This window comes from Thauera humireducens, assembly GCF_001051995.2.
GTDB lineage: Bacteria > Pseudomonadota > Gammaproteobacteria > Burkholderiales > Rhodocyclaceae > Thauera > Thauera humireducens.
The window spans coordinates 3,943,628-3,955,957 of record NZ_CP014646.1; the positions used below are offsets into that span (position 1 = coordinate 3,943,628).

At 68.1% G+C, this 12,330-nt stretch carries 16 protein-coding genes; 15 read left to right on the top strand and 1 reads right to left on the bottom strand.

The genetic code is table 11. The features are described 5' to 3' along the window. Nucleotides 1-61 precede the first annotated feature (61 nt). The 15 genes from AC731_RS18275 (at nucleotide 62) to AC731_RS18340 (ending at nucleotide 12,079) form a co-directional block, all read left to right on the top strand. Nucleotides 62-307: a hypothetical protein gene (locus AC731_RS18275; protein WP_048708312.1), complete on the top strand. Its 246-nt coding sequence runs from the start codon at nucleotides 62-64 to the stop codon at nucleotides 305-307. Beyond that, complete coding sequence (locus AC731_RS18280) at nucleotides 307-1,674, top strand: NAD(P)/FAD-dependent oxidoreductase (RefSeq protein WP_205626610.1); 1,368 nt, start codon at nucleotides 307-309, stop codon at nucleotides 1,672-1,674. Before AC731_RS18275 ends, AC731_RS18280 begins: the two co-directional genes overlap by 1 nt. Beyond that, a complete protein-coding gene (locus AC731_RS18285; protein ID WP_237266565.1) occupies nucleotides 1,668-2,501 on the top strand; it encodes a DUF1365 domain-containing protein in 834 nt (277 codons plus the stop codon). Before AC731_RS18280 ends, AC731_RS18285 begins: the two co-directional genes overlap by 7 nt. Beyond that, on the top strand, nucleotides 2,498-3,730 hold the full coding sequence (locus AC731_RS18290; RefSeq protein ID WP_048708314.1) for an SAM-dependent methyltransferase: 1,233 nt from the start codon (nucleotides 2,498-2,500) through the stop codon (nucleotides 3,728-3,730). Before AC731_RS18285 ends, AC731_RS18290 begins: the two co-directional genes overlap by 4 nt. Then, complete coding sequence (locus tag AC731_RS18295; RefSeq protein ID WP_048708316.1) at nucleotides 3,727-4,293, top strand: chalcone isomerase family protein; 567 nt, start codon at nucleotides 3,727-3,729, stop codon at nucleotides 4,291-4,293. The genes AC731_RS18290 and AC731_RS18295 overlap by 4 nt, the downstream gene beginning before the upstream one ends. Beyond that, nucleotides 4,290-5,612, top strand: a complete 1,323-nt coding sequence (locus tag AC731_RS18300; RefSeq protein ID WP_048708318.1) for an MFS transporter — start codon at nucleotides 4,290-4,292, stop codon at nucleotides 5,610-5,612. Before AC731_RS18295 ends, AC731_RS18300 begins: the two co-directional genes overlap by 4 nt. 17 nt (nucleotides 5,613-5,629) lie before the next feature. After that, the gene (locus AC731_RS18305; RefSeq protein WP_205626689.1) at nucleotides 5,630-6,139 is read left to right on the top strand and encodes a DUF3833 domain-containing protein; all 510 of its coding nucleotides are present in this window, start codon (nucleotides 5,630-5,632) and stop codon (nucleotides 6,137-6,139) included. Continuing rightward, nucleotides 6,139-6,927 carry an SDR family NAD(P)-dependent oxidoreductase gene (locus AC731_RS18310; protein WP_048708321.1) on the top strand — a complete coding sequence of 263 codons (789 nt, stop codon included), beginning with the start codon at nucleotides 6,139-6,141 and terminating at the stop codon, nucleotides 6,925-6,927. The genes AC731_RS18305 and AC731_RS18310 overlap by 1 nt, the downstream gene beginning before the upstream one ends. Before the next feature lie 8 nt (nucleotides 6,928-6,935). Further along, the gene (locus AC731_RS18315; protein ID WP_048710354.1) at nucleotides 6,936-7,382 is read left to right on the top strand and encodes a nuclear transport factor 2 family protein; all 447 of its coding nucleotides are present in this window, start codon (nucleotides 6,936-6,938) and stop codon (nucleotides 7,380-7,382) included. A 248-nt stretch (nucleotides 7,383-7,630) separates the two neighbouring features. Beyond that, nucleotides 7,631-8,446: a cytochrome c oxidase subunit II gene (gene coxB / locus AC731_RS18320; protein ID WP_048708322.1), complete on the top strand. Its 816-nt coding sequence runs from the start codon at nucleotides 7,631-7,633 to the stop codon at nucleotides 8,444-8,446. Between the two features lie 92 nt (nucleotides 8,447-8,538). Next, nucleotides 8,539-10,116, top strand: a complete 1,578-nt coding sequence (gene ctaD / locus AC731_RS18325; RefSeq protein WP_048708323.1) for a cytochrome c oxidase subunit I — start codon at nucleotides 8,539-8,541, stop codon at nucleotides 10,114-10,116. Nucleotides 10,117-10,242: 126 nt separating this feature from the next. Further along, on the top strand, nucleotides 10,243-10,359 hold the full coding sequence (locus AC731_RS20300) for a cytochrome oxidase small assembly protein (RefSeq protein WP_232435132.1): 117 nt from the start codon (nucleotides 10,243-10,245) through the stop codon (nucleotides 10,357-10,359). Beyond that, nucleotides 10,356-10,952: a cytochrome c oxidase assembly protein gene (locus AC731_RS18330; RefSeq protein WP_048708325.1), complete on the top strand. Its 597-nt coding sequence runs from the start codon at nucleotides 10,356-10,358 to the stop codon at nucleotides 10,950-10,952. The genes AC731_RS20300 and AC731_RS18330 overlap by 4 nt, the downstream gene beginning before the upstream one ends. Next, complete coding sequence (locus AC731_RS18335) at nucleotides 10,949-11,155, top strand: DUF2970 domain-containing protein (RefSeq protein ID WP_004291943.1); 207 nt, start codon at nucleotides 10,949-10,951, stop codon at nucleotides 11,153-11,155. The genes AC731_RS18330 and AC731_RS18335 overlap by 4 nt, the downstream gene beginning before the upstream one ends. A 48-nt stretch (nucleotides 11,156-11,203) precedes the next feature. After that, on the top strand, nucleotides 11,204-12,079 hold the full coding sequence (locus AC731_RS18340) for a cytochrome c oxidase subunit 3 (RefSeq protein ID WP_048708327.1): 876 nt from the start codon (nucleotides 11,204-11,206) through the stop codon (nucleotides 12,077-12,079). Between the two features lie 33 nt (nucleotides 12,080-12,112). On the opposite strand, the gene AC731_RS18345 is transcribed toward AC731_RS18340, so the two are convergent. Continuing rightward, a complete protein-coding gene (locus AC731_RS18345; protein WP_004291945.1) occupies nucleotides 12,113-12,313 on the bottom strand; it encodes a DUF2909 domain-containing protein in 201 nt (66 codons plus the stop codon). Between the last annotated feature and the right edge of the window lie 17 nt (nucleotides 12,314-12,330).

Consider the following 12,330-nt stretch of genomic DNA (forward strand, 5'->3'; position numbering starts at 1 on the left):
TGACAGTCGGATTGGGCTGACCTACTGTTCAGTTGCAAACGACATTTGTCCAGGACAAATCATGAAATACGCAGCCAAGCTCCCCCGCATTCCCGTCCTTGTTCTTGGTCTCGTGACGATTCTTGGCGCGACCCAGGCCGTCGCCGTTCAGCCGGGCGCCACGTGCAGCCCGGTGCAGCGGGCGGACAGCGCGGCGCCCAAGGGGCCGGCGTCCATCGATCTCATGTTGTTCGCCCATCGGACCGACATCGCGCCCTTGCGTGTTCCCGCCCCCTCCGCTGAGGCGGTACAAGCCGAGCGCCGCTGATGAACGCGCCAGAGCATCTTTTCCGGGCCGGCGTCGGCGATCGGGCTGATGGCGGCCTGAGCCCGGGTGAACGCGTCGCGGTCATCGGCAGCGGGATCGCGGGCCTGGCGACCGCGTGGTTGCTCGCAGACCATGCGCGGGTGACGGTGTTCGAGGCCGGCCCCGAGGCGGGCGGCCACACGCACACCGTCGATGTGACGCTGGGCTCCGTCTCGCATCCGGTCGACACCGGCTTCCTCGTCTTCAACCGCCGCACCTACCCCAATCTGTGCGCACTGTTCGCGACGCTGGGTGTGGAAGCGGTCGAGACCGAGATGAGTTTCGGCGTCAGCCTGGCCGAGCCCGGCATCGAGTGGGCGGGAACCGATCTTGCGAGCGTGTTCGCCCAGCCGCGCAACCTCGTGCGGCCAGCCTTCCACGGGATGCTGCGTGACATCATGCGCTTCAACCGCGACACGACGCAGATGGCGCGGGCCGGACAGCTCCCGCAGCTGTCGCTCGGCGACTTCCTCGTGCTCGAGGACTACAGCGATGCGTTCCGCGACTGGTATCTGCTGCCGATGGCGGCGGCGATCTGGTCCTGCCCGACGAGCACGATGCTCGACTATCCGCTGGCGACCTTCGTGCGCTTCTGCCACAACCATGGCCTGCTGCAGATCTTTGATCGCCCGCAATGGCTCACGGTGAAGAACGGCGGCCGCAGCTATGTGCGCAGGATGCTGCAGAAGATCGACGACCTGCGGCTGAACAGTCCGGTCACGATGGTCTCGCGTGACGAGACCGGCGTGTGGGTCAGTTCGTCGCAGGGCACGGAGCGCTTCGACTGCATCGTGTTCGCCTGCCACAGCGACCAGGCCCTGGCCATCCTCGGCACGCAGGCGAGTGCGGAGGAACGGCGCGTCCTCGGCGCGGTGCGCTACCAGGACAATGTCGCGCTGCTGCATACCGATGCGAACCTGCTGCCCGCGCGCCGCAAGGTGTGGTCGGCGTGGAACTACCTCGCGGGGAAGGGTGAGCCGGATACCCGCCCGGTCTCGGTCAGCTACCTGATCAACCGCCTGCAGCCGCTGCCGTTCGAGACGCCGGTCGTCGTGTCGCTCAACCCCTTCCGCGAGCCCGCGCCCGAGCGCCTGATTAAGCGCATCACCTACGCGCATCCGGTGTTCGACCATGGTGCCATCGACGCCCAGAATCGCCTGCCGCGTATCCAGGGCCGCAACCGCAGCTGGTTCGCCGGCGCATGGACGGGCTACGGCTTCCACGAGGATGGCCTGCGTTCGGCGATGGCTGTGGCCGAGTCGATGGGCGTCGCGGTGCCCTGGCGCGAGGCCGTCGCCGGCGCGGTCGAGGCGGACAGAACATGGTGAGCGATTCGGTCGCGATGGATCGTGGCAGCCTGGCGACGGCGACGGCGACGGCGGCGGTCGGCGATCTCGATCCCGCGGTGTGCTTCGGCGCCGTGATGCACGAGCGCCACGTCGCGGCGCATAACCGGTTCGTCTATCCGTCGGCTTTCCTGCGGCTGCCCTTGTCGCGGATCGATGCATTGCGCGTGCCCTTGCTGGGCATCGAACGCGCCGCGGCCTTCAGCTTCCGTCGCCGCGACCACGGTGCGCGCGACGGTTCGCCCCTGCTGCCCTGGCTGCACCGCATCCTCGATGCGCACGGGTTGCGGCACGCCTGCGACGGCGAGGTGGTGCTGCAGACCATGCCGCGCGTGCTCGGCTACGTGTTCAACCCGGTCAGTTTCTGGTTCTGCCACGACGCATCGGGCCGGCTGCGCGTGGTGCTGGCCGAGGTCAGCAACACCTTCGGCGAACGTCACAACTATCTGGTGCACCACCCCGACCTGCGCCCGATCGAGTCCGGCGACGAGCTGCGCGCAAGCAAGATCTTCCACGTCTCGCCCTTCTTCCCGGTGCGTGGCGAATACCGCTTCCGCTTCGAGCGCAGGCCCGGCCTGCACGCGGTCACGGTCGACCTGTGGGACGACGGCGTGCTGCAGCTTTCGACCCGCCTCGGTGGCCGCGCCGAGGCGCTGGACGGTCGCGCGATGCGACGCTGGCTGCTGCGCCAGCCTTTCATGACCCTGGGCGTGATCGCCCGTATCCATTGGCAGGCCCTGCGCCTTGCCGTCCGGCGTGTGCGTTTCCACTCGAAGCCGCTGCCGCCGCTCGAGGAGACCTCGCGATGAACGCCCTGGAACATGCCCTGCAGCCGCTCGCCAGCATCAAGCTGTCGCGCCTGCCCCGCGCCACCCGGCTGGCGCTGGAGATCTTCGACCGCCTCGACGGCGGCGCGCTCGCCATCGAGCTGCCCGACGGCACGCACCTGCGTGCGGGCCACGGGCCGCTGGTGGCCCATCTGCGCGTGCGCGACCACGCGGTGTTCGACGAGACCCTGGCGCGCGGCGACATCGGTTTCGGCGAAAGCTGGATGGATGGGCTGTGGGACACCGAGGACCTGACCGGCCTGCTGACCCTGCTGTCGCGCAATCGCGCGCGCATCGGCGAAGCGATCTACGGCCGCATGTTCCGCATGCTGGGCCACCGCATCGCCCACCTGCTGCGAGCCAACACCCGCGCCGGCTCGCGGCGCAACATCGAGGCCCACTACGACCTCGGCAATGACTTCTATGCGCTGTGGCTCGATCCGTCGATGACCTACTCCGCCGCGGTGTTCGACTCGCCCACCGAGTCACTTCATGACGCCCAGCTGCGCAAGTACCGCCGCATCCTGGGCGAGCTAGGCGTGCAGCCGGGGCAGACCCTTCTCGAAGTCGGCTGCGGCTGGGGCGGTTTCGCCGAGGTGGCCGCGACCGAATTCGGCTGCGGCGTGCTCTGCATCACCCTGTCGCCGTCACAGCTCGCCTACGCCCGGGCGCGCGCGGAGCGCGGCGGGTTTGCCGACCGCGTGGACTTCGCCCTGTGCGACTACCGCGACGTGCGCGGCCAGTACGACCACGTCGTGTCGATCGAGATGATCGAGGCGGTGGGCGAGCGCTTCTGGCCGACCTACTTTGCCCAGCTCTCGGCCCGGCTCAAGCCGGGCGGGCGCTGCGTGGTGCAGGCGATCACGATCGCGGATGCCCTGTTTGGGCGCTACCGGCGCGGAACCGACTTCATCCAGCGTCACGTGTTCCCCGGCGGCATGCTGCCCAGCCCGGCGGAGGTGGGGCGCCAGGCGCAGGATGCCGGGCTCGCGGTGGTGGGAGATTTCGCCTTCGGCCGGGATTACGCCCGCACGCTGGCGCACTGGCATACCCGCTTCGAGGCGCAGTGGCCGGCGATCAAGGCGCAGGGCTTCGACGAGCGTTTCCGCCGCATGTGGCGTTTCTATCTGGCCTATTGCGAGGCCGGCTTCGAGACCGGTGACATCGACGTCCATCACTATGTCTTCGCTCACGCAGGAGAAGCCGGATGAACACGACACGGCGCCGTGCGCGGCTTGGCGCCTGCGTGGCTGCGGGGCTTGCGCTGGCGCTGCAGATGATGCCGCTGTACGCCTACGTGCTGCCCGCCGCCGAAGAGTTCGCGCCCGCGCCGCTGCGCGTACTCGGAGAGGGCGAGATGCGCTGGCTGGGCTTCAAGCTCTACGACGTGCGGTTGCTGGTGGCGGCCGGGGCGAGTGCGCCCGAGGCCGATCCCCATGCGCTGGCGATCCGCTACGCGCGCGACATCGACGGCCGCCGCCTGGTGGACACGAGCATCGACGAGATGCGCCGCCTCGGCGAGCGCGACGAAGCGACGCTGCAGCGTTGGCGCGACGAACTCGCGCGCGCGCTGCCATCCGTGCGGGCGGGCGACACACTCGTTGGCTTGCACCAGCCCGGCGAAGGGGCCCGTTTCTGGCACGAAGGGCGGCTGACCGCCGAGATCGACGACCCCGAACTTGCGCGCGCCTTCTTCGCCATCTGGCTCGATGCGCGCACACGTGAGCCCGAGTTGCGCGCCCGCCTGCTCGGACTGGACGGACGCGCGCAATGAACGCGGATGGCGTTCGGCGGCGGGACCTGCTCGCCTATGGCGCGCTCGGACTGCCGCTCGCCTTCGCGGCCTTGCCGCTGTACGTCCATGTGCCACGGCTCTATGCCGAGCTTGGCCTGCCGCTGGCGACCGTCGGCGCCGTCCTGCTGGCCGCGCGCATCGTCGATGCCTTGACCGATCCCCTGATCGGCTGGGCGCTCGACCGTCGGCCCGGCCGCCGTGCCTGGGTGGCCGCCGCGCTGCCGCTGCTGGGCTTCGGCATGATCGGCCTGCTTGCGCCGCCGGACGGTGCGGGCGCCCTGTGGTTGTTCGTGCTGCTGGTGCTGGTCTCGCTCGGCTACTCGGTGGCGAGCATCGCTCACAATGCCTGGGGCGCGGAGGTGGCGCCGACCTCCGCGCTGCGCACGCGCTTCGTCGCCAGTCGCGAGGGTTTCGCGCTTTTCGGGGTGATGCTGGCTGCCGCCCTGCCGGCGCTGCTGGCCGCCGAGGGTGGCGAGGTGGGCGGGCTGGCGCGGCTGGCCCTGGTCTTCATCCCGCTGCTGCTGGTCTTCGGCCTGTGGACTCTGTGGCGGGCGCCACTGCCGGCAAGCGCGGCACCCGCCCGGCGCCCGGTGCTCGCCGGGCTCGGGGCGGCCTTGCGCGTGCCCGGCTTCAGCCGGCTGCTGGCGGTGTTCGCGGTCAACGGCATCGCCGCAGCCATCCCGTCGGCGACGGTGCTGTTCTTCGTTGCCGACGTGCTTGGCGCCACCGCCTTCGCCGGCGCCTTCCTGGTGCTGTATTTCGCCGCCGCAGCGGCCAGCCTGCCGCTGTGGGTCCGCATCTCGCAGCGGGTCGGCAAGTTGCGCGCGTGGCTGGCCGGCATGGGGCTGGCGGTGGTGGTGTTCGGCTGGGCGGCGACCATCGGGCAGGGTGATCTGCTCGCCTATGGCGCGATCTGCGTGCTGTCCGGCGTGGCGCTCGGCGCCGACCTGAGCCTGCCGCCGTCGCTGCTTGCCGACCTGCTGGCGCGGGACGATACGCAAGGTGGCGGGGGCTCGCACGCGGGCGCCTGCTTCGGCTGGTGGAACTTCGTGACCAAGGCCAACCTCGCGCTCGCCGCGGGCCTGGCGCTGCCGCTGCTCGCTGCCCTCGGCTACGCGCCCGGCGCGACGGCGCTCGATGCGCTGGCGGCCTTGTCGGTGGTGTACGCGGTGGTGCCGGTGGGATTGAAGCTGCTGGCCGTCGCCCTGCTGTGGCGCTGGCGCCACGTCCTCGAATCCGCGTCCGCGCCGCAGCTGCCTGCGGCTGCACGGACGCCCTGCGGAGCCTGTGAAACGTGAAGCGAATCCTTTGTGTGATGGTGGCCCTGTTCGGGCTGTGGGGGTGCAGTTCGGTGGAGATCGACAAATACCGCAGCGAGACGCCGGTCCTGGACCTGCGCGAGTACTTCAACGGCACGCTCGAGGCGCACGGCATCTTCCAGGACCGTTCCGGCGAAGTGGTCAAGCGCTTCGCCGTGATCATCGACGCGAGCTGGCAGGGCGAGGTCGGGACGCTGGACGAGCGTTTCACCTATTCGGACGGCAGCACGCAGCGCCGGGTGTGGACGATCACCCGCACCGGCGAGGGGCGCTACGTCGGCCGTGCGGACGACGTGGTCGGCGAGGCACGCGGCGAGTCGGCCGGCAACGCGTTGCGCTGGCGTTACGTGCTGGCCTTGCCGGTCGATGGCAAGGTCTACAACGTCGACTTCGACGACTGGATGTTCCTGATGGACGACCGCGTGATGCTGAACCGTTCGGTGATGAGCAAGTGGGGCTTCCGCCTCGGCGAGGTCACCCTGTCCTTCTACAAGCGGGGCGGTTGATGGGCTGGCTGGCGCCGCTCAACGCGCCGATCCGCGACTGGCAGGGGCGGCGGGTGTGGCTGGTCGGGGCCTCGACCGGCATCGGCGCCGCGCTGGCGCGGGCCCTGGCGGCGCGTGGTGCGCGTGTCGCGGTCTCGGCCCGCAGCCGCGAGCGGCTCGAGGCTCTGGCCGCGAGCGGCGGCGCCGGCATGCTCGCCGAACCGATGGACGTGACCCGGCCGGAAGACTTCGAGCGCGTACGCGACCGGCTGGTCATTGCCTGGGGCGGCATCGACCTCGTGGTGTTCAACGCCGGCACCTACCGCCCGCTGCGCGCCTGGGAGCTGCAGCCCGAGGTGATCCGCGAGACGCTCGACACCAACCTGTTCGGCACCATGGCGGGGGCCGCCGCGGTGATCCCGCATCTGCTGGGACAGGGCAGCGGCGCGATCGCGCTGGTGGGCAGCGTCGCCGGCTACGGCGGGCTGCCGAAGGCGACGGTGTATGGGCCGAGCAAGGCCGCGCTGATCAACTTTGCCGAAACGCTGTACCTGGACCTGGCGCCGAAGGGGCTGGGCGTGTTCCTGATCGATCCCGGCTTCGTCGCCACGCCGCTCACCGCGCAGAACGACTTCCGCATGCCGGCGCTGATCTCCGCCGAGGACGCGGCGCAGGCGATCGTCGCCGGCTTCGGGCGGGGCGATTTCGAGATCCACTTTCCGCGCCGCTTCACGCGGGTGCTGAAGCTGCTGCAGTGGCTGCCGCGGCGCGCGTACTTCGCCCTGATCCGGCGCGCGACCGGGCTTTGAGCATGCGCATGAACGAGCCGACGCGCCCCGTCATCGAAGACGCCGTCGAGGCGCTCGCCGACTTCTACCAGACGCTGACGCCGGCTTCGCTCAACCGGCTTGGCGCCCTCTACGCCGCCGACGCGCATTTCAAGGACCCCTTCAACGAGGTGATCGGCGTCGCCGCGATCCGCCGCATCTTCGAACACATGTTCGCGACCGCGGACTCACCGCGCTTCGTCGTCACCAGTCGCATCGTGCAGGGTGATCAGGCCATGCTGGGCTGGGATTTTCATCTGCGCCTGCGAGGGCGCGAGATCGTGGTGCGCGGGGTCAGCCACCTGAGCTTCGATGCCGACGGGCGCGTGGGCCTGCATCGTGACTACTGGGACCCGGCCGAGGAGCTCTACGCCCACTTGCCGCTGATCGGTGCGCTGATGCGGGGGCTGCGGCGCAGGCTGTCGGCCACCGACTGAGCGTGGGCAGTGCAGCCCGATCGCATCGGGCTCCGATGACGCGCGCGTCGCGCGCAATTGCGGCGCTGCAAAAATATCCACCATGGGAAAACCCCGAACGCAGCCTCCAAGCGCAGTCGCGATGCGGGCGTTAGCAAATATTGCGCCGCAGTATATTGATTTTTATCAAAAAACCGTGTTGCGGCTGTGTTTTTCGCTATGGCAACATCGACCACGCCTGCCAAAACTACAAGATGTAGGGGGTGGTCATGGAACGTGCCCGTCGCTTCGCGACTGCATCCGCCGCTGTCGGCCTTGCCGGTCCTGCGTTCGCGCAGGACTCGCCCGCGCGCTACAACCTGCAGGCGCCGGTGACCGGCATTGCCGAGCAGATCAACGACATGCATACCTTGATGCTGGTGATCTGCCTGCTCATCTTCATCGGCGTGTTCGGCGTGATGTTCTGGGCGGTGTTCCACCATCGCAAGTCCAAGGGCGCTGTCGCCGCCCATTTCCATGAGAACACCGCGGTCGAGATCGCCTGGACCGTCATCCCCATCCTGATCCTGCTCGGCATGGCCTGGCCTGCGACCCGGACCGTGATCGAGATGAAGGACACCTCCAACCCCGACCTGACGATCAAGGCCACCGGCTACCAGTGGAAGTGGGGCTACGACTACCTGCAGGGCGAAGGCGAGGGCATCCGCTTCCTGTCCAGCCTGTCGACGCCGCGCGAGCAGATCGAGGGCGGCGCGCCCAAGGGCGAGGCCTACCTGCTCGAGGTCGACAAGCCGCTGGTGGTGCCGGTGGGCAAGAAGGTGCGCGTGCTGCTGACCGCCAACGACGTCATCCACTCCTGGTGGGTGCCTGCCTTCGGCGTCAAGCAGGACGCCATTCCCGGTTTCATCCGCGACACCTGGTTCCGTGCCGACAAGGAAGGCATCTACCGTGGCAACTGCGCCGAACTGTGCGGCCGCGACCACGGCTTCATGCCGATCGAGGTGCACGTGCTGTCGGCCGAGAAGTACGCCGAGTGGGTCAGGAGCCAGATCGAGGCGCAGAAGGTGGCGCTGGCCGCCGAATAGGGCCGCATCGCCGCGGCGGCATCCGGGTTGCCGCGTTTGTGAATCGCGTTGTTGAGTCGTCGTTGTAATGCTGTTCGACAGGAGGACCCCGCATGGCCGCCGTCACACATGATCAGCTCCAGGGGCATCACCCCGGCCCGACCGGCCTTATGCGCTGGCTCACGACGACCAACCACAAAGACATCGGCACGATGTACATGATCTTCAGCTTCATCATGTTCCTGTCCGGGGGCGTGATGGCGTTGACGATCCGCGCCGAGCTGTTCCAGCCCGGCCTGCAGGTGGTGCAGCCGGAGTTCTTCAACCAGCTCACGACCATGCACGGCCTGGTGATGGTGTTCGGCGCCATCATGCCGGCCTTCGTTGGCTTCGCGAACTGGATGATCCCGCTGATGATCGGCGCCAGCGACATGGCCTTCGCGCGCATGAACAACTGGAGCTTCTGGCTGCTGCCGCCGGCCGCGATCCTGCTGATCGGCTCCTTCTTCGTGCCGGGTGGCGCCACCGCCGCCGGGTGGACGCTGTACGCGCCGCTGTCGGTGCAGATGGGCATGGGCATGGACCTCGCCATCTTCGCCATCCACATCATGGGCATCAGCTCGATCATGGGCGCGATCAACATCGTCGTTACCGTGCTCAACATGCGCGCGCCGGGCATGACCATGATGAAGATGCCCCTGTTCTGCTGGACCTGGCTGATCACCGCCTACCTGCTGATCGCGGTGATGCCGGTGCTGGCCGGCGCGGTGACGATGATCCTCACCGACCGCCACTTCGGCACCAGCTTCTTCAATGCCGCGGGCGGTGGCGACCCGGTGATGTACCAGCACATCTTCTGGTTCTTCGGCCACCCGGAGGTCTACATCATGATCCTCCCGGCCTTCGGCATCGTCAGCCAGATCATCCCGACCTTCGCGCGCAAGCCGCTCTTCGGCTATGCGTCGATGGTCTATGCGACGGCCTCCATCGCCATCCTGTCCTTCGCCGTGTGGGCGCACCACATGTTCGCCACCGGCATGCCGGCCGCTGGCCAGCTGTTCTTCATGTACGCGACCATGCTGATCGCCGTGCCCACCGGGGTGAAGGTGTTCAACTGGGTGGCGACGATGTGGCGCGGCGCGATGACCTTCGAGACGCCGATGCTGTGGGCCACGGGCTTCATCTTCGTATTCACCATGGGTGGCTTCACCGGCCTGATCTGCGCCATCGCGCCGATCGACATCCAGGTGCAGGACACCTACTACGTGGTCGCGCACTTCCACTACGTGCTGGTCGCCGGCTCGCTGTTCGCACTGTTCGCCGGCGCCTATTACTGGCTGCCGAAATGGACCGGCCACATGCCGAGCGAACTCCTCGGCAAGCTGCATTTCTGGTGCTCGATCGTGTTCTTCAACATCACCTTCTTCCCGATGCACTTCCTCGGCCTGGCCGGCATGCCGCGCCGCATCCCGGACTATGCGCTGCAGTTCGCCGACTTCAACGCCCTGGCCTCGGTGGGGGCCTTCGGCTTCGGCCTGTCGCAGCTGATCTTCCTGGTGGTGGTGGTCAAGTGCGTGCGCGGCGGCGAGCGTGCCGCGGCGCGTTCGTGGGAAGGTGCCGAAGGGCTGGAGTGGACCGTGCCGTCGCCGGCGCCGCACCACACCTTCGAGGAAGCGCCGGTGGTGAAGTGAGCGGAGAGGGTGAAGGATGAGCGGGTGAAGAGTCTCAGGGGTGAGCGGGGAGCAGGGGTGGAGATCTCGGGAGAAGGAGGCTCTGCTCTCCGCCTCACCACCAGGGCCGCAAGGAAGGGAGATGACATGACGCGCAGCGAGGATCGCAGGGCAGCCAACCGTCGGACCGGCCTGATGCTGGCCGCGGTGGCGTTCGCCTTCTTCGTCTTCGTCATCCTCAAGTACAAGGTGTTCGGGCAATGAGCACCCACTCCGGCCGCCTCGCCACGGCGAACCGCCGCCTGCTGCTGCGGCTGACGGTGTCGGCTGCGGTGATGTTCGGCTTCGGCTTCCTGCTCGTGCCCTTCTACGAAAAGATCTGCGAAGTGACCGGCATCAACAACTTCCTGCGGCCCGAAGCCGAGCAGGCCGCGCGTGCCGTTGCGAATACGCAGGTCGATACCAGTCGCCGCATCCTGGTGCAGTTCGACGCCAACCTGCACCACCTGCCGTGGCGCTTCCGGCCCATGCAGCGTTCGATCGAGGTGCATCCGGGGCAACTCGTGCAGGTCGAGTACGAAGTCTCCAACACCCGCGACGTGCCGGTGACCGGACAGGCGGTGCCGAGCTACGGACCGCAGCTTGCAGGGCGCTACTTCAACAAGATGGATTGCTTCTGCTTCGAGCAACAGACGCTGGCGCCGGGCGAGCAGCGCACGATGCCGGTGGTGTTCGTCGTCGATCCCGCGCTGCCGGAAGACGTCACGGTGATCACGCTCTCCTACACCTTCTTCGAGCTGCCGGGCCGCAACACCGCCGGGCTGCAGTCACCGGTCCGTGCGGAGGGCGCCTCATGAACGCCCACGGGACGCCACGCCGCGCCGGCTTCTGGCCGACCTTGCGCGCCGTGCTGTGGTCCTTCTTCGGCGTGCGCCGGCGCCAGGCTTACATGGAGGACGCGGGCTCGCTCAACCCGCTGGCGGTGGTCGTGGCCGGCGTGCTGGCTGGCGCGGCCTTCGTCATCCTCATCGTCATCGCGGTGCAAGTGGTGCTCGCCTAGCGGCACCGGGCAGGTCAGGGTCAGGATCAAGGTCAGGGGGAACACGCCATGAGTCATGCAACAGCAAGCCGCTCGTTCGACCACTACTTCGTGCCCGAGCCCTCCAAGTACCCGATCTTCGGCTCGATCGCGCTGCTCCTGTTCGGTGCCGGTGCGGCGCTGTGGCTCAACGATGCGCGCTCCGGGCCATGGCTGTTCTTCGCCGGCGTCGCCATCCTCATCTACATGCTGTTCGGCTGGTTCGGCCAGGTCGTGCGCGAATCGCAGACCGGCCAGTACGGCAGGCGGGTGGACCTGTCCTTCCGCTGGTCGATGGGCTGGTTCATCTTCTCCGAGGTGATGTTCTTCGCGGCCTTCTTCGGCGCGCTGTTCTACGCCCGCGTGCTGTCGGTGCCGTGGCTGGCGTCCGGCGACAACGAGGCCCTGCTGTGGCAGGGCTTCACCGGCGCCTGGCCCACGTCCGGCCCCTACGCGCAGAGCGGCGCCGACCCCTTCACGCCGATGGGGGCGTGGGGCATTCCCGCGATCAACACGCTGATCCTGCTGACTTCCGGCGTCACGCTCACCTGGGCGCACTACGGTCTGCTCGGCAACAAGCGCAGCCAGCTCAAGCTCGGCCTGCTGGCCACCATCGTGCTGGGCGCCATCTTCATCGCGCTGCAGGCCTACGAGTACGTGCATGCCTACGCCGACCTCAACCTGCGCCTCGACAGTGGCATCTACGGCTCCACCTTCTTCCTGCTGACCGGCTTCCACGGCCTGCACGTCACCATCGGCGCGATCATGCTGGCGGTGATGCTGTTCCGTGTGATGGCGGGCCACTTCACCCCGGACCACCACTTCGGCTTCGAGGCCGCGGCCTGGTACTGGCACTTCGTGGATGTGGTGTGGCTGATCCTGTTCGTCGTCGTGTACTGGCTCTAGAACGGGGAGACGGGACGTGACCGCCGCATGTGCCTACAGCCTGCCTTCGATGAGTCCGGTGGCGAAGCCGGCCATCAGCAGGGCGAAGAGCGTCAGCGACAGGCCGACGCGAATGGCCAGGGCGCGGGCGACCCGGGTGCCGCCTGCCGCGTCGCGGTCGCGCATCAGCAGGAACAGCGCCGAGGCCAGGCTGGCCACGATCATCAGCAGGAAGGCGATGACGACGATGCGCATGACGGTTCTCCCCGGGG